The sequence below is a fragment of the Kosakonia radicincitans DSM 16656 genome (genome assembly GCF_000280495.2).
Classification (GTDB): Bacteria; Pseudomonadota; Gammaproteobacteria; order Enterobacterales; family Enterobacteriaceae; genus Kosakonia; species Kosakonia radicincitans.
Genome location: NZ_CP018016.1, coordinates 4,829,280 through 4,853,204, shown reverse-complemented (window position 1 = coordinate 4,853,204; position 23,925 = coordinate 4,829,280). Strand labels below are relative to the sequence as shown.

Annotated in this window: 23 protein-coding genes and 3 tRNA genes; 16 read left to right on the top strand and 10 right to left on the bottom strand. The window is 54.2% G+C overall.

What is annotated here, in order from left to right; genetic code table 11:
• The first annotated feature begins 169 nt into the window (after positions 1 to 169).
• The gene (locus Y71_RS23295) at positions 170 to 448 is read left to right on the top strand and encodes a DUF1435 domain-containing protein (protein ID WP_007373030.1); all 279 of its coding nucleotides are present in this window, start codon (positions 170 to 172) and stop codon (positions 446 to 448) included.
• A gap of 33 nt (positions 449 to 481) precedes the next feature.
• On the opposite strand, the gene Y71_RS23290 is transcribed toward Y71_RS23295, so the two are convergent.
• The 4 genes from Y71_RS23290 to rsmC form a co-directional block, all read right to left on the bottom strand.
• Positions 482 to 568, bottom strand: a tRNA-Leu gene (locus Y71_RS23290).
• 32 nt (positions 569 to 600) lie between these two features.
• Positions 601 to 687, bottom strand: a tRNA-Leu gene (locus Y71_RS23285).
• A 28-nt stretch (positions 688 to 715) separates the two neighbouring features.
• Positions 716 to 802: transfer RNA gene (locus Y71_RS23280), tRNA-Leu, on the bottom strand.
• Between the two features lie 170 nt (positions 803 to 972).
• Complete coding sequence (rsmC, locus tag Y71_RS23275) at positions 973 to 2,001, bottom strand: 16S rRNA (guanine(1207)-N(2))-methyltransferase RsmC (protein WP_007373031.1); 1,029 nt, start codon at positions 1,999 to 2,001, stop codon at positions 973 to 975.
• Between the two features lie 264 nt (positions 2,002 to 2,265).
• On the opposite strand from rsmC, the gene Y71_RS23270 reads away from it, so the two are divergent.
• The 8 genes from Y71_RS23270 (at position 2,266) to Y71_RS23235 (ending at position 8,759) form a co-directional block, all read left to right on the top strand.
• Positions 2,266 to 2,679, top strand: a complete 414-nt coding sequence (locus tag Y71_RS23270; protein ID WP_007373032.1) for a DNA polymerase III subunit psi — start codon at positions 2,266 to 2,268, stop codon at positions 2,677 to 2,679.
• Positions 2,648 to 3,088, top strand: coding sequence for a ribosomal protein S18-alanine N-acetyltransferase (rimI, locus tag Y71_RS23265; protein ID WP_007373033.1), 441 nt, complete (start codon positions 2,648 to 2,650; stop codon positions 3,086 to 3,088). The genes Y71_RS23270 and rimI overlap by 32 nt, the downstream gene beginning before the upstream one ends.
• A gap of 12 nt (positions 3,089 to 3,100) precedes the next feature.
• Complete coding sequence (yjjG, locus tag Y71_RS23260; RefSeq protein ID WP_007373034.1) at positions 3,101 to 3,778, top strand: pyrimidine 5'-nucleotidase; 678 nt, start codon at positions 3,101 to 3,103, stop codon at positions 3,776 to 3,778.
• A 91-nt stretch (positions 3,779 to 3,869) separates the two neighbouring features.
• Complete coding sequence (prfC, locus tag Y71_RS23255; RefSeq protein ID WP_007373035.1) at positions 3,870 to 5,459, top strand: peptide chain release factor 3; 1,590 nt, start codon at positions 3,870 to 3,872, stop codon at positions 5,457 to 5,459.
• 384 nt (positions 5,460 to 5,843) lie between these two features.
• Positions 5,844 to 6,461 carry a molecular chaperone OsmY gene (gene osmY, locus Y71_RS23250; protein ID WP_007373036.1) on the top strand — a complete coding sequence of 206 codons (618 nt, stop codon included), beginning with the start codon at positions 5,844 to 5,846 and terminating at the stop codon, positions 6,459 to 6,461.
• A gap of 127 nt (positions 6,462 to 6,588) precedes the next feature.
• The gene (locus Y71_RS23245; protein WP_007373037.1) at positions 6,589 to 6,750 is read left to right on the top strand and encodes a DUF1328 domain-containing protein; all 162 of its coding nucleotides are present in this window, start codon (positions 6,589 to 6,591) and stop codon (positions 6,748 to 6,750) included.
• Positions 6,751 to 6,870: 120 nt separating this feature from the next.
• Positions 6,871 to 7,980, top strand: a complete 1,110-nt coding sequence (locus Y71_RS23240; RefSeq protein WP_007373038.1) for a patatin-like phospholipase family protein — start codon at positions 6,871 to 6,873, stop codon at positions 7,978 to 7,980.
• Entirely contained in the window at positions 7,977 to 8,759 is a 783-nt protein-coding gene (locus Y71_RS23235) for a metal-dependent hydrolase (RefSeq protein ID WP_007373039.1), read from the top strand. Before Y71_RS23240 ends, Y71_RS23235 begins: the two co-directional genes overlap by 4 nt.
• On the opposite strand, the gene Y71_RS23230 is transcribed toward Y71_RS23235, so the two are convergent.
• Together Y71_RS23230 and Y71_RS23225 are read right to left on the bottom strand one after the other, a co-directional pair.
• Entirely contained in the window at positions 8,748 to 9,611 is an 864-nt protein-coding gene (locus Y71_RS23230; RefSeq protein WP_007373040.1) for a YjjW family glycine radical enzyme activase, read from the bottom strand. The two genes, Y71_RS23235 and Y71_RS23230, sit on opposite strands and share 12 nt — an antisense overlap.
• Positions 9,583 to 11,133 carry a YjjI family glycine radical enzyme gene (locus tag Y71_RS23225; RefSeq protein WP_007373041.1) on the bottom strand — a complete coding sequence of 517 codons (1,551 nt, stop codon included), beginning with the start codon at positions 11,131 to 11,133 and terminating at the stop codon, positions 9,583 to 9,585. The genes Y71_RS23230 and Y71_RS23225 overlap by 29 nt, the downstream gene beginning before the upstream one ends.
• Positions 11,134 to 11,389: 256 nt before the next feature.
• Here Y71_RS23225 and deoC point away from each other — a divergent pair, with 256 nt between their 5' ends.
• From deoC to deoD, 4 genes are all read left to right on the top strand, one after another.
• Entirely contained in the window at positions 11,390 to 12,169 is a 780-nt protein-coding gene (gene deoC, locus Y71_RS23220; protein WP_007373042.1) for a deoxyribose-phosphate aldolase, read from the top strand.
• A 139-nt stretch (positions 12,170 to 12,308) separates the two neighbouring features.
• Positions 12,309 to 13,631 carry a thymidine phosphorylase gene (gene deoA / locus Y71_RS23215; RefSeq protein ID WP_007373043.1) on the top strand — a complete coding sequence of 441 codons (1,323 nt, stop codon included), beginning with the start codon at positions 12,309 to 12,311 and terminating at the stop codon, positions 13,629 to 13,631.
• A 51-nt stretch (positions 13,632 to 13,682) separates the two neighbouring features.
• A complete protein-coding gene (gene deoB / locus Y71_RS23210) occupies positions 13,683 to 14,906 on the top strand; it encodes a phosphopentomutase (RefSeq protein WP_007373044.1) in 1,224 nt (407 codons plus the stop codon).
• A 57-nt stretch (positions 14,907 to 14,963) separates the two neighbouring features.
• Positions 14,964 to 15,683: a purine-nucleoside phosphorylase gene (gene deoD, locus Y71_RS23205; RefSeq protein ID WP_007373045.1), complete on the top strand. Its 720-nt coding sequence runs from the start codon at positions 14,964 to 14,966 to the stop codon at positions 15,681 to 15,683.
• A gap of 86 nt (positions 15,684 to 15,769) precedes the next feature.
• On the opposite strand, the gene lplA is transcribed toward deoD, so the two are convergent.
• Together lplA and Y71_RS23195 are read right to left on the bottom strand one after the other, a co-directional pair.
• Positions 15,770 to 16,786 carry a lipoate--protein ligase gene (lplA, locus tag Y71_RS23200; protein WP_007373046.1) on the bottom strand — a complete coding sequence of 339 codons (1,017 nt, stop codon included), beginning with the start codon at positions 16,784 to 16,786 and terminating at the stop codon, positions 15,770 to 15,772.
• Between the two features lie 51 nt (positions 16,787 to 16,837).
• Positions 16,838 to 17,482, bottom strand: coding sequence for a YtjB family periplasmic protein (locus tag Y71_RS23195; RefSeq protein WP_007373047.1), 645 nt, complete (start codon positions 17,480 to 17,482; stop codon positions 16,838 to 16,840).
• Between the two features lie 118 nt (positions 17,483 to 17,600).
• On the opposite strand from Y71_RS23195, the gene serB reads away from it, so the two are divergent.
• Genes serB through nadR form a run of 3 tightly spaced genes read left to right on the top strand, consistent with a single transcriptional unit; the run spans position 17,601 to position 21,219 of the window.
• The gene (gene serB, locus Y71_RS23190; protein ID WP_007373048.1) at positions 17,601 to 18,572 is read left to right on the top strand and encodes a phosphoserine phosphatase; all 972 of its coding nucleotides are present in this window, start codon (positions 17,601 to 17,603) and stop codon (positions 18,570 to 18,572) included.
• A gap of 8 nt (positions 18,573 to 18,580) precedes the next feature.
• Entirely contained in the window at positions 18,581 to 19,963 is a 1,383-nt protein-coding gene (gene radA, locus Y71_RS23185; RefSeq protein ID WP_007373049.1) for a DNA repair protein RadA, read from the top strand.
• Positions 19,964 to 19,992: 29 nt separating this feature from the next.
• Positions 19,993 to 21,219, top strand: coding sequence for a multifunctional transcriptional regulator/nicotinamide-nucleotide adenylyltransferase/ribosylnicotinamide kinase NadR (gene nadR / locus Y71_RS23180; protein ID WP_007373050.1), 1,227 nt, complete (start codon positions 19,993 to 19,995; stop codon positions 21,217 to 21,219).
• Positions 21,220 to 21,246: 27 nt separating this feature from the next.
• Here nadR and Y71_RS23175 read toward each other — a convergent pair whose 3' ends face one another.
• Both Y71_RS23175 and ettA read right to left on the bottom strand, forming a co-directional pair.
• Positions 21,247 to 21,756, bottom strand: coding sequence for a response regulator transcription factor (locus Y71_RS23175; protein WP_007373051.1), 510 nt, complete (start codon positions 21,754 to 21,756; stop codon positions 21,247 to 21,249).
• 342 nt (positions 21,757 to 22,098) lie between these two features.
• Positions 22,099 to 23,766, bottom strand: coding sequence for an energy-dependent translational throttle protein EttA (gene ettA / locus Y71_RS23170; RefSeq protein ID WP_035943508.1), 1,668 nt, complete (start codon positions 23,764 to 23,766; stop codon positions 22,099 to 22,101).
• Positions 23,767 to 23,925 lie beyond the last annotated feature (159 nt).

Here is a 23,925-nt window from a genome sequence, read left to right as displayed (position 1 = left end):
ATAAGAAAAGAAATAACGCGAAGAAACAGTCATCGCGAAAAATTAGTGATTTGGATTTTTATTTAAGCAGCGCTTAATTTATCACCTTAAGGAATGTCTGTCATCAGAAGATGAGCGATCTTCATACTGTGGTATTGGCAGTATGCTGACAAATGAGAAATGATGTCATATGATATTGGTTATCATTATCGATATCAGAGATGGAAACATGTTGCAGCGAGCGCTGGGAAGTGGTTGGGGGATCGTCCTGCCGGGCATGATTGTTGCCGTTCTGGCACTGGCTGATCTTTCGATCGACGCATGGCGGATGGTGATTTTGCTGGGTTTATTGCTGACTCCGGCGATGCTTTACCATAAGCGGTTACGACATTTTGTTTTGTTGCCTTCGGGCGTTGCGCTTGTCGGGGGGATGATAATGATGCTGCTGAATTTGAAAATGATGGTGTAACGGGGGAGTCATACAGGGAGAGTATAAGATATCTGGTGCGAGGGGGGGGACTTGAACCCCCACGTCCGTAAGGACACTAACACCTGAAGCTAGCGCGTCTACCAATTCCGCCACCTTCGCACAGTCATCTTACTTTTTAGATATCGCCTCGTTGGTGCGAGGGGGGGGACTTGAACCCCCACGTCCGTAAGAACACTAACACCTGAAGCTAGCGCGTCTACCAATTCCGCCACCTTCGCACAGTGCGAGCGATATCTGCGTGGTTTATGGTGCGAGGGGGGGGACTTGAACCCCCACGTCCGTAAGGACACTAACACCTGAAGCTAGCGCGTCTACCAATTCCGCCACCTTCGCATACCATCGATACCTTTGAAGTATCGTTACCACGGAGGCGCATTCTAGATGTTTTCAACTTTTCGTCAATAGTTAATTGCTGAGAGCAACACTGATTGCTGCAAAAATGGGCGCTGTGAATGGGTAAATCGGGGAGACCCGGCGAACAGCGCTCGCCGGGAGAAGAGTGATTATTTCAGCGCCTGGCGCGTCATTACTGTGCGGTAAACCTTGAAACGTCCGGTCTGGGCGAGCACTTCATGGAAACCGAAGGTCTGATCTAATACGTCCGGGTACGGCAGGAAGGCGTTAGCGACGATGCGCAGCTCACCGCCGCTGTTCAGATGGCGCACCGCGCCGCGTATCAACGTCTGAGCGGCTTCCAGACTGGTTTGCAGGCCATCATGGAACGGCGGATTGGAGATAATCATATCAAAGCGACCAGTGACTTCAGAGAAGACATTGCTGGCAAAAACCTCACCTTCAAAGCCGTTGGCAGCAAGCGTCGCGCGGCTGGCTTCTACCGCCGGAGCGGAAACGTCGCACAGGGTTAAACGCACTTTCGGCGAATGGCTCGCCAGCACCGCTGCCAGCACACCGGCACCGCAGCCAACATCCAGTACTTTACCTTTCGTGTGCGGTGTCAGGGTTGAGAGCAACAATTGGCTGCCCACATCTAATCCGTCACGGCTAAAGACGCCCGGCAGGGTTTTGATCGTCAGATCGCCCAGCGCATACTCGCCCCAGAAACCATTCGCATCGAAGTCAGATTTCTTCTCCAGACGACCGTAATACAGTCCGCAGCGACGCGCACTGTCTATTTTGTTGAGCGGGCAATACGCAGCCAGCATCTGCTCGGCGCTTCGCACGCCGCTACGGTTTTCGCCGACGACGAAAATATCGCAGCCCATTGGCAGCAGCGACAGCAGGTTCATTAATTGGAACTGCGCTTCGGGTTTGTTTTTTGGCCAGTAATAGATCAGCGTATCGACATCGCCGATCGTCTCGCTGTCAGCGACCAGGCTATAACGGGCACGTTCGCCCATCTGCTGGCTTAAGGTTTGCCACTGGTGAAACTGTTGCGTCCAGGCACGGCTTTCAGCCGTCTCCAGACGAGCGGGCAGGTCATCCTGCAAATCACCGGCAAACAGAATGCGGTTGGTTTCGAAATCGTCACTGTGGCGCAGCAAGACTTCACTTGCCGGGGTAAAAGCAGACATGAATGGGGGTTCCTCGTTTAACTCAGGCGGCGATTATACACGTTATCCTTCAAACTGCCTCTTTGTTGGCTTCACCTTTGCACCCCAGTCACTTACTTATGTAAGCTCCTGGGGCTGCTCAGTCTTGCCGCCTCGACGCAGTGTGAATGATTTTGTGTATACACGTTATCCTGCAAACTGCCTCTTTGTTGACGAGCGTCGTTGATAGCGAATTTTCGCCGGGTTTGCTATATTTGCGCGCCTGACACACAGGAGTGTTTCGCTATGACTTCCCGACGCGACTGGCAATTACAGCAACTGGGCATTACTCAGTGGAGCTTGCGACGCCCGGCGGTGTTGCAGGGCGAAATCGCCATTTCGCTGCCTGCGCATATTCGTCTGGTGATGGTCGCTTCCGAACCGCCGATGCTTGCCGATCCACTGGTGAGCGACGTACTGCGCGCGCTTACCATTACGGCGGATCAGGTATTACAGTTGACGCCGGATCGCGTCGCGATGCTGCCGCCTGGCAGCCAGTGCAACAGTTGGTGGCTGGGTGTCGATGAACTGCAGTCGCTGGCGGGCGCACAGGTCGCAACGCCCGGCGTGGATGAATTACGCACTAACCCTGCGGCACGCGCCGCGTTATGGCAACAAATCTGCGAACATGAACACGATTTCTTCCCTCAGCACGGCTGATTTAGCCCGCGCATACCAGATTGAAACACGGGCGCACGCCTTCCCCTGGAGCGAAAAGACCTTCGCCAGCAATCAAGGGGATCGCTACCTCAACTACCGGCTGATGGTGGGCGATGAGATGGCGGCTTTCGCCATTACCCAGGTTGTGCTGGATGAAGCCACATTGTTCAACATCGCGGTTGATCCCGCCTGGCAACGGAAAGGGTTTGGCCGCCAGTTGCTGGAACATCTGATCCGCGAACTGGAAGCCCGCGAGGTATTAACCCTGTGGCTGGAAGTGCGCGCCTCCAATGTTGGCGCGATTGCACTGTATGAAAGTTTAGGTTTTAACGAGGCGACAATCCGCCGCAATTACTATCCCACCGCCAACGGGCGCGAAGACGCGATAGTGATGGCTCTGTCAATTTAAAAAGGTGATGTAATGAAATGGGACTGGATACTCTTTGATGCTGACGAAACGCTGTTTACCTTTGATGCGTTTGGCGGCTTACAACGGATGTTTCTTGACTATAGCGTGACATTCACCGACCAGGATTTTCTTGAATATCAGTCTGTTAATAAGCCTCTGTGGGTTGATTACCAGAATGGCGCCATCACTGCGCTGCAACTGCAACACCGCCGTTTTCAGGGTTGGTCTGAGCGCCTGAACGTTCCGGCGGGTTCGCTGAACGACGCATTTCTTAATGCGATGGCTGAGATTTGCGCGCCGCTGCCGGGCGCTGTTTCGCTGCTCGACAGCCTGAAAGGCAAGGTGAAGCTGGGTATCATTACCAACGGTTTTACCGCGTTGCAGCGAATTCGTCTGGAACGCACCGGCTTGCGTGACTATTTTGATTTATTGGTGATCTCCGAAGAAGTCGGTGTTGCCAAACCCGATCGCCGCATCTTCGATCACGCGCTACAACTGGCCGGCAACCCGGATCGCGATCGCGTCATGATGGTGGGCGATACGGCAGAATCTGACATTCTGGGCGGTATCAACGCCGGGCTGTCCACCTGCTGGCTAAACGCGCATAATCGCGCGCTGCCTGAAGGCATTAACCCGACCTGGACCGTAACGTCCCTGAACGAACTGGAGCAACGCCTGTGTAAACATTGATTGTCTGCACTTCGCTGTTGAGTACAATAGCCGCATTTTTCGTATTTCATCGCGTGGCCTGGGCCGCGCAATTACACAGAAGATTTTTATTATGACGTTGTCTCCTTATTTACAAGAGGTGGCGAAGCGCCGTACGTTCGCCATCATCTCGCACCCCGATGCGGGTAAAACCACCATCACCGAAAAGGTCTTGCTGTTTGGACAGGCAATTCAGACCGCTGGTACGGTAAAAGGTCGCGGCTCCAGCCAGCATGCGAAATCCGACTGGATGGAGATGGAAAAACAGCGTGGGATCTCCATCACCACTTCCGTGATGCAGTTCCCGTATCGCGAGTGTCTGGTGAATCTGCTGGATACCCCGGGGCACGAAGACTTCTCTGAAGATACCTACCGCACATTAACGGCGGTGGACTGCTGCCTGATGGTTATCGATGCGGCAAAAGGTGTTGAAGATCGCACCCGCAAACTGATGGAAGTTACCCGTCTGCGCGACACACCGATCCTGACCTTTATGAACAAACTCGACCGTGACATCCGCGATCCAATGGAATTGCTGGATGAAGTGGAAAACGAGCTGAAGATCGCCTGCGCGCCCATCACCTGGCCGATTGGCTGCGGTAAGTTATTTAAAGGTGTTTACCATCTTTATAAAGATGAAACCTATCTTTATCAGACCGGGCAGGGCCATACGATTCAGGAAGTGCGTATCGTTAAAGGGCTGAACAACCCGGATCTCGACAAAGCGGTGGGTGAAGATCTGGCGCAGCAACTGCGTGATGAGCTGGAACTGGTACAGGGCGCGTCCAACGAGTTCGATAAAGAGCTGTTCCTGAGCGGTGAAATCACCCCGGTCTTCTTCGGCACCGCGCTGGGTAACTTCGGCGTTGACCATATGCTGGACGGCCTGGTTGAGTGGGCGCCAGCGCCAATGCCGCGTCAAACGGATCTGCGCGAAGTGAAAGCAGACGACAGCAAATTTACCGGCTTCGTCTTTAAGATCCAGGCGAACATGGATCCGAAACACCGCGACCGCGTCGCATTTATGCGCGTGGTGTCAGGCAAATACGAAAAAGGGATGAAGCTGCGTCAGGTGCGCACCGGTAAAGATGTGGTTATCTCTGACGCGCTGACTTTTATGGCCGGCGACCGTTCTCACGTTGAAGAAGCTTATCCTGGCGACATTATCGGGCTGCACAACCACGGCACCATTCAGATTGGCGATACCTTTACTCAGGGCGAAATGATGAAGTTCACCGGTATTCCGAACTTCGCCCCGGAGCTGTTCCGCCGTATCCGTCTGCGCGATCCGCTGAAGCAGAAACAGTTGCTGAAAGGCCTGGTACAGCTTTCGGAAGAGGGCGCGGTGCAGGTATTCCGACCCATCGCCAACAACGATCTGATCGTGGGTGCAGTCGGTGTGTTGCAGTTTGACGTGGTCGTGTCGCGCCTGAAGAGCGAGTACAACGTAGAAGCGGTGTATGAATCCGTTAACGTGGCGACAGCGCGCTGGGTTGAAAGCAGCGACGTGAAGAAATTCGAAGAGTTTAAGCGTAAGAACGAGATCCAGCTGGCGCTGGATGGCGGCGATAACCTGACCTATATCGCGCCGACGATGGTGAACCTGAACCTGACGCAGGAACGCTATCCGGAAGTGACTTTCCATAAAACTCGCGAGCATTAATCCCCCACGGAGCACGGTATTTGCCGTGCTCCGGCACTTTTCCTGTCTTTTTAGCCCCTTGCGGAATGTTCTTAAAACCCACCCTTTTTCCCCTCTCTGCTCGTTTTTTAACCTGTGAGCCAGGATTTTTGTCGATAGTGTTCTATATTTAACAAAGTGATGACATTTCTGGTGGATAAAAGTCCTGTTAATTGCGTTTTTAATGGTCTTTTATCCACAAGAATCTCACTAAGGGAGATTAATAACTGCCTCAGCCAGATAAGTAGCGGCATTGTATCCGCGACTATCCGACGCTGGGTTGGGTGATTTTTCGCCACGGCAGTTAAGCAGCCTGAGTTGCTGCAAGCGGCCCAAATTGTGGGCAAACCAACAGGAACGACATCGATGACTATGACAAAACTGAAGATTTCTAAAACTCTGCTGGCCGTCGTGCTGGGCTCTGTAGTGGCAAGTGGCTCCGCTTTTGCGGCAAACACCACCACTGACAAAGCGCAAAACGCCGCATCCAGCGCGGGGGAAAAAATCGACAGCTCGATGACTAAAGTCGGTGGATTCATGGATGACAGCTCCATCACTGCAAAAGTGAAAGCGGCGCTGGTGGATCATGAAAGCATTAAAAGCACCGATATTTCCGTCAAAACGGACAACAAAGTAGTCACGCTGAGCGGCTTCGTTGAAAGCCAGGCGCAGGCCGAACAGGCTGTCTCTGTGGCCAAAGGTGTGGAAGGCGTGGCTTCGGTAAGCGACAAGCTGCATGTCCGTGACGGGAAAAACCAGTCAATGAAAGGTTATGCGGGCGACACCGCTACAACCAGTGAAATCAAAGCCAAATTGCTGGCCGATGACCTTGTACCGTCTCGTAAGGTGAAAGTTGAAACCACCGACGGCGTCGTGCAGTTGTCCGGTACGGTTGATTCTCAGGCCCAAAGTGAACGCGCCGAAAGTATCGCAAAAGCGATTGAAGGCGTTAAAAGCGTCAAAAACGATCTAAAAGTTAAGTAACCATTCCTGAAAACGTCAGCGCCCGCGTGGACGGGCGCGACGAATACGTGCCGGGAAAACATCGCAGATGAGCAACCTGAGCGCTCATCGCAAGCGGTCGACATTAACTATGGTAAAGGAGAGTCTTATGTTTCGTTGGGGCATTATATTTCTGGTTATCGCGTTAATTGCCGCCGCTCTGGGCTTTGGTGGTCTGGCGGGGACGGCAGCAGGCGCAGCGAAAATCGTCTTTATCGTCGGTATCATCCTGTTCCTGGTCAGCCTGTTTATGGGCCGTCGGCGTCCATAGCATAGTTAGCGCTTAAATTTCGCTTACATTAAAGCCAGTCCTCGTGACTGGCTTTACTATTTCGGCCCGGCAGAAATTGCGTTACTTTGACAGATACAACGCAGCCAAAAGGAAAGCAGGGTGGGGCAATATATTCCAATAACGCTGGGCAATATTGCGCCCCTGGCGTTAAAACCGTTTCGTCCGGGCCGTCTCGCACTGGTGTGTGAAGGCGGAGGTCAGCGTGGTATTTTCACCGCCGGGGTGCTTGACGAGTTTATGCAGGCAAACTTTAACCCCTTCGATCTCTACTTTGGTACCTCTGCGGGCGCGCAAAACCTTTCGGCTTATGTATGCAACCAGCCCGGCTACGCCCGCAAAGTGATCATGCGCTACACCACCACGCGTGACTTTTTTGATCCGGTGCGCTTTGTGCGCGGCGGTAACCTTATCGATCTTGACTGGTTGGTGGATTCGACATCCCGCCAGATGCCGCTGGCGATGGATTTTGCCGCGCGTTCTTTTGATGCCGGTAAGGCGTTCTATATGTGTGCCTGCCGCCAGGATGATTACACCGCGGAATATTTTGCGCCGACCCACCAGACATGGCTGGATCTGATCCGTGCCTCCAGCGCGATTCCGGGTTTTTACCGTTCTGGGGTGTCGCTCAATGGCGTGAACTATTTCGATGGCGGCGTCAGCGATGCGATCCCGGTTCAGGAAGCGGCTAAGCGCGGAGCAAAAACCATCGTGGTGATCCGCACCGTGCCTTCTCAGACGTACTACACGCCGCAGTGGTTTAAACGTATGGAACGCTGGCTGGGCGACAGCAGCTTGCAGCCGCTGGTTAATCTGGTACAGCACCACGAGAAAAGTTACTCGGCGATTCAGCGGTTTATCGAAACGCCGCCGGGAAAACTACGCATACTTGAAATCTATCCGCCGAAACTTTTGCATAGCATGGCGCTGGGCAGCCGGTTACCGGCGCTGCGTGATGATTATAAAATTGGTCGGCTGTGTGGACGTTATTTCCTGGCGACGGTAGGAAAACTGCTGGCGGAAACCCCGCCGCTGATTCGTCATACTGTGGTGCCAGCTCCCCTTATTGTGCCGCCCGAGGTCGTTGCCGCGCCCGTTCCTGCCACCCGCGTGGTTCCGCCTGCCGCCGTCGCCAATGATGTGCTGGATGCGCCGCTGGTTAACGCGGTACAAGCCAACGACTTACCCATTAATAAAGAGGATACGGCGTGAGTTTCCGCTTTATCGATACGCACTGTCATTTTGATTTTCCGCCCTTCACGGGCGATGAAGTCGCCAGTATTGCCCGCGCGGCAGACGCTGGCATCGGGCGCATTATCGTACCCGCCATCGCCGCGCGTTATTTTGATCGCGTTTGTTCTCTGGCGCGCGAGCATTCTGCGCTGTATGCCGCGCTGGGTCTGCATCCGATTGTGATTGAAGAACATACGGCACAAAGCCTTGAACGGCTTGAGCAGGCGCTGGCCACCAGGCCGGAAAAAGTGGTGGCAATTGGCGAGATTGGCCTTGATCTCTATCGCGATAATCCGCAGTTTGAGCGCCAGCAGCAGGTACTGGATGCGCAGCTAAAACTGGCGAAACGCTTTGATTTACCAGTGATCCTCCATTCGCGGCGCACGCATGACAAACTGGCGATGCACCTGAAAAAGCAGGCTTTGCCGCGCACCGGCGTGGTTCACGGCTTTTCCGGTAGCCTGCAACAGGCGCAGCGTTTTATCGAACTGGGGTATTACATTGGCGTCGGCGGAACGATCACTTATCCACGCGCCAGTAAAACCCGTGATGTAATGGCGCAGTTGCCGCTATCCGCATTGTTGCTGGAGACCGATGCGCCGGATATGCCGCTGAACGGCTTCCAGGGGCAGCCTAACCGGCCGGAACAGGCGGCGCGGGTTTTTGCCACGCTGTGTGAATTGCGCCCTGAAGCCCCGGATGTGATCGCCCAAACGTTGCTGGAGAATACGCAGCAGCTTTTCGCTTTACAGATATAGCGCCGGACGAAGCACAGTGGTGACGCCGCGTTGTTGCAGCGCTTCCGCCAGTGGTTCGATATCTTCCTCGGTTGCGCTGCGCCAGCTTTTTGCCTCGCCGTAAACGCCGTGCGCGTGAAATGCGTTGAGCCGCACCGGAATACGCCCCAGTTCACAGATAAACGCCGCCAGCGTGTCGATATGCAGCAAATAGTCGCTATGTTGCGGGATCACCAGCAAACGCAATTCGGCCAGCTTGTTCTGTGCCGCCAGCAGGCGCAGGCTATTTTTCACCGGTGTATTATCCCGCCCGGTGAGAAAACGGTGATGTTCGCTGTTCCAGGCTTTAAGATCGATCATTGCCCCGTCGCAAACCGGCAGCAACTTATGCCAGCCGGTTTCGCTCAGCATTCCATTACTGTCGACAAGGCAGGTCAGATGGCGTAGCTGCGGATCGGCACGCAGCGCAGAAAACAGCGCGAGCAGAAACGGCAGTTGTAACGTGGCCTCGCCGCCGCTGACTGTGATGCCTTCAATGAATAACGCGGCTTTGCGGATCTTCGCCACCACCTCTTCTACAGACATCATTTGTGCCATCGGCGTTGCCTGTTGCGGACACATTTGCAGGCAGGTATCGCACTGCTGGCAGGTTACGGCGTTCCACTGTACTTGCCCGCCGTCAAACGCCAGCGCCTGATGCGGACAACCTGGCACGCAGTCGCCGCAGTGGTTGCAGCGGCCGATCGTCCACGGATTGTGGCAGCTCTTACAGCGCAGATTACAGCCCTGTAAAAACAGCGCCAGTCGGCTGCCCGGCCCGTCGACGCAAGAGAAGGGGATCAGGTTACTGACGAAAGCGCATCTGCTGCTCATGGCTTACCACTCGGGGTTGTCGCTCAAGAATATGCGTATTGCGCGCGGCTTCTTCACCCAGCCAGGTGGTGCTGGTGCGCGAACCTTCGGCGCGGAATTTCTCCAGGTCCGACAGGCGCACCATATAACCGGTAACGCGCACCAAATCATTGCCCGCGACGTTGGCGGTAAACTCGCGCATTCCGGCGTTAAACGCGCCAAGGCAGAGTTGCACCACGGCCTGCGGGTTGCGTTTAACGGTTTCGTCGAGGGTTAAAATATCGCTGATCCCGGCTTTGTACCAGGCGTGGTGCGGCGCAACGGCCAGCAAATGGGTAATCGGATCGGGTTCATCGCCATAAGGCAGACGCGCGCCCGGTGTGGTACCGATATCGGAACTGATGCCGGACTGCGCATGCAGTAACGCGCGTTGTTTCCATCCATGTTTGACCGGTGTGTTTTCAACAAACGCCGCCAGTTGCTCGCTGATGCGGTAGCCGAGAGCATTCGCCTGCTCATCTTTACCGTAACGTCCTGCAATGTTCGCTTTCTCGCACAGAATATTGACCGCTTCAGCCAGCCCGTAGATGCCGAACATTGGCGCAAAACGATCGGCGGCAATCAGCCCCTCCTGCACAAGGAAGCTATGCTCAAAGAAACCGGATTGTTGATACAGGAAGTCGCAGCGCGCATCGATAATGGCCAATTGTTGCTGGCAATAATGGGGCAGCCGCCGGGTAAAGAATTCCTCCAGAGAACGGCTGCCTTCAGCGATGACTTTCAGGTTCAGCCGTACCAGCGTACTGCCGCCACCGCCCAGTGGCAGCGAGTTGTAACAACTGACAATGCCATAACCACCTTTTGTGAAAATATTATCATGCAAAGGTCCATTGGCGATATGCGGCTTGCTGCACGCGCAGATGTTACAAGCAACTTCCAGCAGCAGATCATCTGGCGTGATCTGCGGATCATAAATAAACGTCAGATTCGGCGCGACCTGCTTTAGCTCAGCATCGGCGCGTAAGATAGCCCGAGTGACTGGCGTGTCATAAGGGCCGATATTGGCGTGGACAAAGGCATCCGGTAAGGTTCTGTCGAGATAGCGCCAGAAGCGTTTTATTCGAATATCGATTTCTTCTTGTGTTAGAATTATAACATATGGTTGCAGTAACGCATCTAGTTGCCCGAGGTAAACCGGCAAGCCGGTAACAGAGGGAACATGGTGATAAAGAATGGTCAGCAAAGAGAGCGCATCATCGAGATCCTTTGCCCCTTCCAGCTCCAGCCATGCGGATCCGTTAGCCAGAAATTTGGCGTAATCCGGCAGGACATAGCGCGGTTTGTAGGGCGCGTGCCCTTCAAACATATCGCAAATTGCCCCTTCATCGAGCGCCTCCCGCGCGGCTTGCGGCAGCGCCGGATAGGGGAGGCTATTTTCCGCCTCCAGCGCGAGAAAATGGTGTTTCTGCTGCGGCGTGAGCGTTGGGCTGGTAACAATCTGCTGGCAGCGTGTCTGTAATCCTGGATTAACCGGTATCGACATGATCTTCCTCTTTATCCCGTGCATTCAGGACGAAGAGTGTAAGACACCGGCGGATAACCACTTTTGATCCATGCGCACCTTAGCGGTAATCACGACCGCTTTTGCGTTTTAAAGTTTGATGAATGTCTCATTATGGTTTTGCAAACGTGAATTAAGTTTTCATTAACTGTGATGAGTATCGAAGTGTAATCGTGGGTTGATGTTAGAATATTAACAAGCCCGAACAGAAAATCGGCATTACGCCGTCGGAGAGAATATGAGTGATTTAACGGCAAGCAGCCTGCGCGCGTTGCAATTAATGGATCTGACCACCCTGAACGACGATGACACCAACGAGAAAGTCATTGCGCTGTGTCATCAGGCCAAAACCCCGGTAGGGAATACCGCTGCCATTTGCATCTATCCGCGTTTCATCCCGATTGCGCGTAAGACGTTGAACGCACAGGGAACACCGGACGTACGTATTGCGACGGTAACCAACTTCCCGCACGGTAACGATGATATCGACATTGCGCTGGCAGAAACCCGCGCGGCGATTGCCTACGGTGCTGATGAAGTTGACGTAGTATTCCCGTACCGTGCGCTGATCGCCGGTAACGAGCAGGTCGGTTTTGATCTGGTCAAAGCCTGTAAAGAGGCGTGTGCCGCAGCCAACGTGCTGTTGAAAGTGATCATCGAAACCGGCGAATTGAAAGAAGAAGCGCTGATCCGTAAGGCGTCAGAAATCGCGATTAAAGCGGGCGCTGACTTTATCAAGACCTCAACCGGAAAAGTACCGGTTAATGCCACGCCGGAAAGCGCGCGCATCATGCTGGAAGTGATCCGCGATATGGGCGTTGAGAAAACCGTGGGCTTTAAACCGGCGGGTGGCGTGCGCAGCGCGGAAGACGCGCAGCACTATCTGGCGATTGCCGATGAACTGTTTGGCGCTGACTGGGCCGATGCCCGTCATTATCGCTTTGGCGCATCCAGCCTGCTGGCAAGCCTGCTGAAAGCGCTGGGACACGGCGACGGTAAGAGCGCAAGCAGCTACTGATGGCTTCATTTACCGGGCCTGCACCTCTACCTCGCAGGCCGGGTAAGATATTGCCGCCATTCGGCGGTATGGGCCGATAACACCATGTTTTGCCGGGTCGCTTTGGTTGCCCGGCCGTATCATTCTTCAGGGGGTTACCTTGTTTCTCGCTCAAGAAATTATTCGTAAAAAACGCGATGGTCTCGCGCTGAGTGATGAAGAGATCCGTTTCTTTATCAACGGAATTCGCGATAACACCGTTTCTGAAGGCCAGATCGCCGCGCTTGCCATGACCATCTTTTTCCATGACATGACCATGCCAGAACGCGTGTCGTTGACCATGGCAATGCGCGATTCCGGTTCGGTTCTGGACTGGAAACACCTTAATCTCAATGGCCCGATTGTTGATAAACACTCTACTGGCGGCGTCGGGGATGTGACCTCATTAATGCTTGGCCCGATGGTTGCCGCCTGTGGTGGTTATATTCCGATGATTTCCGGGCGCGGCCTGGGGCATACCGGCGGCACACTCGATAAACTGGAGGCCATTCCTGGCTTCGACATTTTCCCGGACGATAGCCGCTTCCGCGACATTATTAAGGATGTTGGCGTGGCGATTATCGGCCAGACCAACTCACTGGCCCCGGCCGATAAACGTTTTTATGCCACCCGCGATATCACCGCGACGGTAGACTCGATTCCGCTGATCACCGCTTCCATTCTGGCGAAAAAACTGGCTGAAGGCCTTGATGCGTTGGTGATGGATGTGAAAGTTGGCAGCGGCGCGTTTATGCCGACTTATGCGCTCTCCGAACAACTGGCGGAGGCAATTGTGGGCGTGGCGAATGGCGCAGGCGTACGCACGACCGCACTGCTGACCGATATGAATCAGGTGCTGGCTTCCAGCGCGGGCAATGCGGTGGAAGTGCGTGAAGCGGTGCAATTCCTCACCGGAGAATACCGTAACCCGCGCCTGTTTGATGTCACGATGGCGCTGTGCGTGGAGATGCTGATTTCCGGCAAACTGGCGAAAGATGACGCGGAAGCCCGGGCGAAACTGCAAGCGGTGCTGGATAACGGAAAAGCGGCAGAGATCTTTGGCCGCATGGTCGCGGCGCAGAAAGGGCCGACGGATTTCGTTGAGAACTACGCCAACTATCTGCCCTCCGCCACGTTGAGCAAAGCCGTTTACGCCGACGACGAAGGCTTTATTACCGCAATGGATACCCGTGCGCTGGGCATGGCGGTGGTGTCGATGGGCGGCGGCCGTCGCCAGGCGACGGACAGTATCGATTACAGCGTTGGTTTTACCGATATGGTGCGTCTGGGCGAGCGCGTGGATGGGCAGCGTCCGTTGGCCGTCATTCACGCGAAGGATGAAGCCAGCTGGCAGGACGCCGCGCAGGCGGTGAAGGCTGCCCTCGTTGTGGACGACATCGCAGCAAAAGAGACACCAACGGTCTATCGCCGTATTACTGAATAACGGTATACTGATCTGATCGCTTTTTTACAAAGCACAAGGTACGGAGAACATATGAAACGTGCATTTATTATGGTGCTGGACTCTTTCGGCATCGGCGCGACTGAAGACGCGGAGCGCTTCGGCGACGCGGGTTCTGACACACTTGGCCACATTGCTGAAGCCTGTGCGAAAGGTGAAGCCGATACCGGGCGTAAAGGGCCGTTGCATCTCCCTAATCTGACCCGTCTGGGGCTGGCGAAAGCCCATGAAGGCGCGACCGGTTTTATCCCGGCCGGGATGGACGGTAACGCAGAAATCACTGGTGCTTACGCGTGGGCGCATGAGCTCTCTTCCGGCAAAGATACGCCGTCAGGCCACTGGGAAATCGCCGGTGTGCCGGTGCTGTTCGATTGGGGCTATTTTAGCGATACCGAAAACAGCTTCCCGCAGGCGCTGCTGGATAAACTGGTAGAACGCGCAAATCTGCCGGGTTATCTCGGCAACTGCCACTCTTCCGGGACGGTGATCCTCGATCAACTGGGCGAAGAGCATATGAAAACCGGTAAGCCGATTTTCTATACCTCTGCGGACTCTGTCTTCCAGATCGCCTGTCATGAAGAGACGTTTGGTCTCGATAAGCTGTATGAACTGTGCGAAATCGCCCGCGAAGAGCTGACCGAAGGGGGTTACAACATTGGTCGCGTGATTGCGCGTCCGTTTGTCGGTGATAAGGCGGGTAATTTCCAGCGCACCGGTAACCGCCATGACCTGGCCGTTGAGCCGCCGTCAGCCACCGTGCTGCAAAAACTGGTGGAAGAGAAAGACGGCCAAGTGGTTTCCGTGGGCAAAATCGCCGATATCTATGCCAACTGCGGCATCACCAAAAAAGTGAAGGCTACCGGGCTGGATGCGCTGTTTGACGCCACCGTGAAAGAGATGAAAGAAGCGGGCGATAAGACAATTGTCTTTACCAACTTCGTTGATTTTGACTCATCATGGGGCCATCGCCGCGATGTCGCCGGTTATGCGGGCGGGCTGGAGCTGTTTGACCGCCGTCTACCGGAACTAATGGAACTGGTGGGCGAGGACGATATCCTGATCCTTACCGCCGATCATGGCTGCGATCCGACCTGGAAAGGCACTGATCATACCCGTGAGCACATTCCGGTGCTGGTTTACGGCCCGAAAGTAAAACCCGGTTCGCTTGGCCACCGTGAAACGTTCGCGGACATTGGCCAGACGCTGGCGAAATACTTTGGCGTTTCTGATATGGACTATGGCAAAGCCATGTTCTGATGATTTTGGGCGGGAGCTTCCCGCCCTTTCTGTTCTAACGACATAAAGGAATTAACGATGGCTACCCCACATATTAATGCAGAAATGGGTGATTTCGCGGATGTTGTGCTGATGCCGGGCGATCCGCTGCGTGCGAAGCACATTGCCGAAACATTCCTCGAAGATTACCGCGAAGTGAACAACGTGCGCGGCATGCTGGGTTACACCGGTACTTACAAAGGCCGCAAAATCTCGGTAATGGGCCACGGTATGGGCATTCCGTCCTGCTCCATCTATACCAAAGAGCTGATCACCGATTTCGGCGTGAAGAAAATCATTCGCGTCGGTTCCTGCGGTGCGGTGCGTATGGATGTGAAACTGCGTGATATCGTGATTGGTATGGGTGCCTGTACCGATTCCAAAGTAAACCGCATGCGCTTTAAAGATCACGACTTTGCGGCGATTGCTGATTTCGACATGGTGCGTAACGCGGTCGATGCGGCGAAAACGCTGGGCGTTGACGCGCGCGTGGGGAACCTGTTCTCTGCCGATCTGTTCTACTCTCCGGACGGCGAAATGTTCGATGTGATGGAGAAATACGGCATTCTCGGCGTGGAAATGGAAGCGGCGGGTATTTATGGCGTGGCGGCAGAATTCGGGGCGAAAGCGCTGACTATCTGCACCGTTTCCGACCATATCCGCACCCACGAGCAGACCACCTCTGCTGAGCGTCAGACGACGTTTAATGACATGATCAAAATTGCGCTGGAATCTGTCCTGCTGGGCGATAAAGCGTAACTCTTTGTTGTGCCGGGTGGAGGCGATGCCTTACCCGGCCTGCATTCCTCTGGCCTGATAAACGCAGCGCCATCAGGCATTTGAAGTTAACGCACCGCTTTGACAATCCACGCCGACAGCTCGCGCAGTTCCTGTTCCTGATCCGGAAAATCCACCAGTAACGCATCGCACTCCTGCGCCAGCATATCCGCCCGGTACAGACAGCCCTGCAGACGCGCTGCCAGCGCTTCGAGCGGCGCTGGGTTCAGGCTGTCGGTAAACACCTGCGTGCGGGTGATATGGCCTTTCTCAACGTCGAAGTGCAGCTCCACGCCGCCCCAGGTAAAACGCTCATCCAGTAAATGGCTGAAGGCTGGCGCCTGACCGAAGTTCCACTCCCAACTGCTCTGGCGGGCAAAGGTTTCGGCGAAATTGGGCAGATCCGGCGTTTTCTCCGGCGAGATAATTTCGGCTGTAACGCGTTCGCCATAGTGGCTGAAGAAGGCCTCCGTTACCGCCTGGCAAATCTGCTCGTGGGTGATGCCCGGTAGTAATTCCACCAGGTTGGCGACGCGTCCGCGTACGGAGGTAATGCCTTTTGCTTGCAGTTTTTTCTTGTCCGGATTGAGGTAGTTAGCCAGACGGCTGAGATCGGCATTTAACAGCAGCGTGCCGTGGTGGAAGCCACGATCGCGGGTTTCACGGTAGGCAGAGCCAGACACTTTGCGGTCGCCTTCTGCGGTCTTCACGACCAGGTCGTTACGCCCGGAGGCTTCCGCCGTTACGCCGAGTGCATTCAGCGCCGCGAGCACAATACCCGTAGAGATGGTTTTGTCGTATTCGGGTTTCCCGGCCATAAAGGTAAAGCAGGTGTTACCGAGATCGTGGAAAACCGCGCCGCCGCCGCTGCTACGGCGAGCCAACCGCACGTTGTCTTCTTCCATGCGCCGCGTATTGCACTCTTTCCATGGGTTCTGCGCCCGGCCGATAACCACCGTATCGGCGTTACGCCATAAAAACAGCACGCGCTGTGTTGCGGGCATCTGGCGGAAAATACACTCCTCCACAGCCAGGTTGAACCACGGATCGTAAGATTCAGAGATAAGCAGACGAAGCGTCGACATAGCCGATTTCCTTTCTTTGACTTTTCAACAGATTACCATTAGCGGTAACTGCTACTCTTTCTTTTCGTGCTCTTCTTCTTCCGGCACGGATTTGTTAGCCGTCAGCAGGAACGGCGATTGTTGCCAGCGAGTGCGTTTGCCCTGCAGAAGCGTACGTGTTAGCACAACGCCAATGGCCAGCGACAGTAGCAGCATCAGGCGCAGAATATTGGTGGTGTTATCCACCTGGCGGGCTTCCGTCGCCAGCGTGTGGGTATCCAGCGTCAGGCGCAGATAACCCAGCGGGCCGCTTTTCCCCTGAATGGGTTCGACAATTTGTTGATTGAAATAGCCGCCGGCTTTCTTGCCGTCGAGCGCCAGCCGGTCGCGAACGTCAATGCTTTCGCCCGAACGTGCGATGAGATCGCCCTGCGCGTCATACACGCCGGCATCGAGGATCCGGCTCCCTTCCGTAAGCTGGCGTAACACGACACCAATACGTTTTTCATCCGGCGTTTCGGTACGCAGCAGCGGCGTAAGGTTGAGCGTCACCTGACGCGCCAGGGTTCTGGCCAGCTCTTCAAACTGTGGATTGCGCTGGCGTTGATGGTTCTGGCTGAACCAGGATGCGCCCTGCATCAGCGCGACCAGCAATGCCAGACAGATGAGGACTGTTACGGCGCGGTGCAGCCGAAATTTAAGTTTTGCGCGAGCCATATTCCACCTGTTGAAAATTTGAGGCTTAATGTTGCCAGAAGCGCTGGTTACAAGGTAGCCTCATGCGTTATTTTCCCCTCCGATGCTTTCTGGCGCGAACGTTTTTACAGGAGCTTTAATGCTTAACAGTTTGACCTGGTGCGATCTGCCCGACGATGTTTCTCAGTGGCCAGGATTGCCGCTCTCTTTAAGTGGTGATGAGGTCATGCCTCTGGACTATCACGCCGGTCGAAGCGGCTGGCTCCTGTATGGGCGCAATCTTGATAAAACGCGTCTTACGACCTACCAGCGCAAACTGGGCGCGGCAATGGTGATTGTGGCGGCCTGGTGCGTCGATGATTATCAGGTGATCCGTCTGGCCGGTTCGTTAACGCCGCGCGCTTCGCGTCTGGCGCATGACGAAGGCATGGATGTTGCGCCGCTGGGTAAAATCCCGCATTTGCGCTCGCCAGGGCTGCTGGTGATGGATATGGATTCCACCGCGATTCAGATCGAGTGCATTGACGAGATTGCGAAGCTTGCCGGTACGGGCGAGATGGTGGCGGAAGTGACCGAACGTGCGATGCGCGGCGAGCTTGATTTCACCGCCAGCTTGCGCAGCCGCGTGGCAACGCTGAAAGGGGCGGATGCCAATATCCTGATGCAGGTGCGAGAATCGTTGCCGCTGATGCCGGGTCTGGTGCAACTGGTGTTGAAGCTGGAGACGCTGGGCTGGAAAGTGGCGATTGCCTCCGGCGGCTTTACCTTCTTTGCAGATTACCTGCGTGACAAGCTGCACCTCACCGCGGCAGTGGCGAATGAGCTGGAGATCATGGACGGCAAATTCACCGGCCAGGTGCTGGGCGATATCGTCGATGCCCAGTACAAAGCCAACACATTGAAAGCGCTGGCTGAGAAGTACGAGATTCCGGTCACGCAAACCGTCGCCATTGGCGATGGCGCGAATGACCTGCCAATGATCAAAGCCGCCGGGTTGGGGATCGCCTTCCACGCGAAACCCAAAGTGAATGAGAAAGCGGAAGTCTCCATCCGTCACGCCGATCTGATGGGCGTATTTTGTATTCTTTCCGGCAGTATCAATAAGAAGTAGAGGTGATTGTGGCGAAAGCTCCCAAACGTGCGTTTGTCTGTAATGAATGCGGCGCGGATTATCCGCGCTGGCAGGGGCAGTGCAGCGCCTGCCATGCATGGAATACCATTACTGAAATCCGTGTGGCCGCTTCGCCCACCGTGGCGCGTAATGAGCGCCTCTCTGGCTATGCCGGGAGCGCGGGCGTCTCGAAAGTGCAGAAACTTTCGGAAATCAGTCTGGAAGAGCTGCCGCGTTTTTCGACCGGTTTTAAAGAGTTTGACCGCGTGCTTGGCGGCGGTGTTGTGCCGGGGAGCGCCATTCTGATTGGCGGTAACCCGGGCGCAGGGAAGTCAACGTTGCTGTTGCAGACGCTGTGTAAGCTCGCCGAACAGATGAAAACCCTGTATGTCACCGGCGAAGAGTCGTTGCAACAGGTGGCGATGCGCGCCCACCGTCTGGGGCTGCCGACGGGCAATCTGAATATGCTTTCGGAAACCAGCATCGAGCAAATCTGCATGATTGCCGATGAAGAACAACCTAAATTGATGGTGATCGACTCGATTCAGGTGATGCATATGGCGGACATTCAGTCGTCGCCCGGTAGCGTTGCCCAGGTGCGTGAGACGGCAGCATATCTGACGCGGTTCGCCAAAACCCGCGGCGTGGCGATTGTTATGGTCGGCCATGTTACGAAAGATGGTTCGCTGGCGGGGCCAAAAGTGCTGGAGCACTGTATCGACTGCTCGGTGCTGCTTGACGGCGATGCCGACTCCCGTTTTCGCACCTTGCGTAGCCACAAAAACCGCTTTGGCGCAGTGAATGAGCTCGGCGTGTTTGCGATGACCGAACAGGGGCTGCGTGAAGTCAGCAACCCTTCGGCCATTTTTCTTAGCCGCGGGGATGAAGTGACCTCCGGTAGCTCGGTGATGGTGGTATGGGAAGGGACGCGCCCGCTACTGGTTGAGATCCAGGCGCTGGTGGATCACTCGATGATGTCGAACCCGCGCCGCGTGGCGGTTGGCCTGGAGCAGAACCGGCTGGCGATTCTGCTGGCGGTGTTGCATCGCCACGGCGGCTTGCAGATGGCGGATCAGGACGTATTCGTGAACGTTGTCGGCGGGGTGAAAGTAACCGAAACCAGTGCCGATCTGGCGCTGCTGCTGGCGATGGTTTCCAGCCTGCGCGACAGACCGCTGCCGCAGGACCTGGTAGTGTTTGGCGAAGTGGGGCTGGCCGGTGAGATCCGTCCGGTGCCGAGTGGCCAGGAGCGTATCTCCGAGGCGGCCAAACACGGTTTCCGCCGCGCGATTGTTCCGGCGGCAAACGTGCCGAAAAAAGTGCCGGAAGGAATGCAGATTTTCGGCGTGAAGAAGCTCTCGGATGCGCTAAACGTCTTTGACGACTTATAATTGGCTAAAGATTTTTGCAGGAGGCAACAATGTCGTCATTTGATTATTTAAAAACCGCGATTCGCCAGAAGGGCTGCACATTACAACAAGTGGCAGATGCCAGCGGTATGACCAAAGGCTATTTAAGCCAGCTGCTGAATGCCAAGATTAAAAGCCCCAGCGCGCAAAAGCTGGAAGCGTTGCACCGCTTCCTCGACCTTGAATTTCCCCGGCGGCAGAAAAATATTGGTGTGGTATTCGGTAAGTTTTATCCGCTGCATACCGGCCATATCTATTTGATCCAGCGCGCCTGTAGCCAGGTTGATGAATTGCACATTATCCTCGGTTACGACGAAACGCGCGATCGCAAGCTGTTTGAAGACAGCGCAATGTCGCAGCAGCCGACGGTCAGCGATCGGCTGCGCTGGCTGCTGCAAACCTTTAAGTATCAGAAAAATATTCGTATTCATGCTTTTAATGAAGAGGGCATGGAGCCGTATCCGCACGGCTGGGATGTCTGGAGTAAAGGCATCAAAGCGTTTATGACAGAGAAAGGCATCACGCCAAACTGGATCTACACCTCGGAAGAGGCTGATGCGTCGCAGTATCTGCAACATTTGGGCATTGAGGCCGTGCTGGTGGATCCGCAGCGTACGTTTATGAATATCAGCGGCTCGCAGATCCGCGAAAATCCATTCCGCTACTGGGATTATATTCCGACGGAAGTAAAACCTTTCTTTGTCCGCACTGTGGCTATTCTGGGCGGTGAATCCAGCGGTAAATCGACGCTGGTGAATAAACTCGCCAATATTTTTAATACGACCAGTGCGTGGGAATATGGCCGGGACTACGTATTTTCTCATCTCGGCGGCGATGAGATGGCGCTGCAATATTCTGATTACGATAAAATTGCCTTAGGCCATGCGCAATATATCGATTTCGCGGTGAAATATGCGAATAAAGTGGCTTTTATCGATACGGATTTTGTTACCACGCAGGCGTTTTGCAAAAAATATGAGGGGCGTGAACATCCCTTCGTACAGGCGTTAATTGATGAATATCGCTTCGATTTAGTGATCCTGCTGGAAAATAATACGCCGTGGGTGAATGATGGCTTAAGAAGTCTGGGCAGTTCGGTTGACCGGAAAGAGTTTCAGGATCTGTTGGTTTCTATGCTACGGGAGAACCATATTGATTTTGTTCGCGTTGAATCGGCCGACTATGATTCGCGGTTTCTGCAGTGTGTCGAATTGGTTAAGAAGCTGATGGGCGCATAAGCGCGGCTACTGGCCGGGTATTTCACTTTACCCGGCAAGCGGATAACTGGTCGGCTGGTTACACAAACTTTCCCAGTGATAGTAAACCTGATTCAGCGTCGCGACAGAAGGCTGGTTCACTTTCTTCAGCATATTGTATTTATGAGTGCTGAACGTTTTCACATCCATTTCGCCGTTGCTGAATATATCGGTCTGCGCTTCTCTGTTAATAATATGTTTGAGCAGCACCCTTTCTTTTCGGGTTAGTGCTAATTTCCCTTCGCGCCTCTTTTTATTTCTCCAGGACTTCTGTTGTAAGGTTCGCTGGAAGACGTCGATTGGCAGGCTTTTACTTATTTTGAAAAAGGGATACAGCAGAAATTTTTCAAAAGAATTATCGCCTTCCGTAATTTCATTCAGCGTTGTCAAGGTGGTAATAACAAGCAGGTGATTATCAAAATCTATAATCACATCATCCGCATTCAGTTTTATCGCATGCTGCTGAATAAGCGTGCGCAGACCGCATTTTAAATATGCATTTTCCGTAATGATCTGCATTGAATATAACCACGTATTGATTCGGCTTAAAGGGTAATCAATGTTATCCGGTGGTTTTTTCGTTAAGCAAGAGCGTGGTTTTTTCATTAATCATCAAAATATAAAACTATTTATTTATATTTTTTGTATTTTTTATTCTGTATCTATGGTTTTTGGTGTGCTTTTGCTTTGATTGGCCGTGAGCGGTGAATGCACAAATGCCTGGGTTTGATGCGAATATTATGCAAAAACGAAAACACTTTATTTGCTCAGCGTTGCAGATGAATTCTCTGCGCATTTCGGGGGGAACCGTGGTGGGGAAGGGGAAAAAGCGGATGGGAAATCCATCCGCTTTGACGGTGCCTATTTAGCGATACGTTTGTATTTAATACGTTTGGGCTCCAGCGCTTCAGCGCCAAGCGTACGTTTTTTATACTCTTCGTATTCGGTGAAGTTACCTTCGAAGAACTCGACTTTACCTTCATCCTGGTAATCCAGAATGTGGGTGGCGATACGGTCAAGGAACCAGCGGTCGTGCGAGATAACCATCGCGCAACCCGGGAATTCGAGCAGGGCGTTTTCCAGCGCGCGCAGCGTTTCGATATCCAGGTCGTTGGTTGGTTCATCGAGCAGCAATACGTTGCCGCCTACCTGCAGCAGCTTCGCCAGATGCAGACGGCCTCGCTCACCGCCAGAGAGTTCGCCAACGCGTTTACCCTGATCGGTGCCTTTAAAGTTAAAGCGACCCACATAAGCACGGCTCGGCATTTCGGTATTGCCGATGCGCATGATATCCAGCCCGCCGGAAACTTCTTCCCATACGGTTTTGCTGTTATCCATCGCGTCACGGAACTGGTCAACTGAGGCCAGTTTCACGGTATCACCCAGGGTGATGGAGCCGCTATCTGGCTGCTCCTGACCGGACATCATACGGAACAGCGTCGATTTACCCGCGCCGTTTGGACCGATGATGCCGACAATGGCGCCTTTCGGTACGGAGAAGGACAGATTATCAATCAACTGGCGATCGCCGTAGGATTTGCTGAGGTTGCTGACCTCAACCACTTTGTCACCCAGACGTGCTCCAGGCGGAATAAACAGTTCGTTGGTTTCGTTACGTTTCTGGTATTCCGTGTTGTTAAGTTCTTCAAAGCGCGCCAGACGGGCTTTGCCCTTCGACTGACGGCCTTTCGCACCCTGACGAACCCACTCCAGCTCTTTCTCAATGGATTTACGGCGAGCTGCTTCCTGAGAGGCTTCCTGCGCCAGACGCTGATCTTTTTGTTCCAGCCAGGAGGAGTAGTTGCCTTCCCACGGAATGCCTTCGCCACGGTCGAGCTCGAGGATCCAGCCTGCGACGTTATCAAGGAAGTAACGGTCGTGGGTGATTGCCACCACTGTGCCTTCGAAGTCGTGCAGGAAGCGTTCCAGCCACGCAACGGATTCAGCATCAAGGTGGTTAGTGGGTTCGTCGAGCAGCAGCATGTCCGGCTTTTCGAGCAGCAGACGGCACAGCGCGACGCGGCGGCGTTCACCACCGGAAAGATTCGCGACTTTGGCATCCCAGTCCGGCAGACGCAGGGCATCCGCCGCGCGCTCCAGCTGCACGTTCAGGTTGTGACCGTCGTGCGCCTGGATAATCTCTTCAAACTTACCTTGCTGCACGGCCAGCTTGTCGAAGTCCGCATCCGGTTCCGCGTACTTCGCGTACACTTCATCCAGACCTTTCAGCGCGTTAACCACTTCGGAAACGGCTTCTTCAACCGATTCACGGACGGTATGTTCCGGGTTCAGTTGTGGTTCCTGCGGCAGATAACCAATTTTGATGCCGGGCTGCGGGCGGGCTTCACCTTCGATGTCTGTATCGATGCCGGCCATGATGCGCAGCAGGGTAGACTTACCGGCACCGTTAAGACCCAGCACGCCGATTTTTGCGCCCGGGAAGAAGCTTAGCGAGATATTTTTCAGAATATGACGTTTCGGCGGGACAACTTTGCCGACACGATGCATGGTATATACGAATTGAGCCACGTTGGACTTCGCCTCTTTGTCATGAGAGTAGTATTCAACAGCGGAGTGTAGCGGTTTTCGACGCTTAATCCCAGCCAACAGCGCCCACACTGTTAAATCACCACAAAAAGGTAAAAAAGTGTGCAGAACATGGCGCGTAGCGGCATGCCCGGTTAGCAT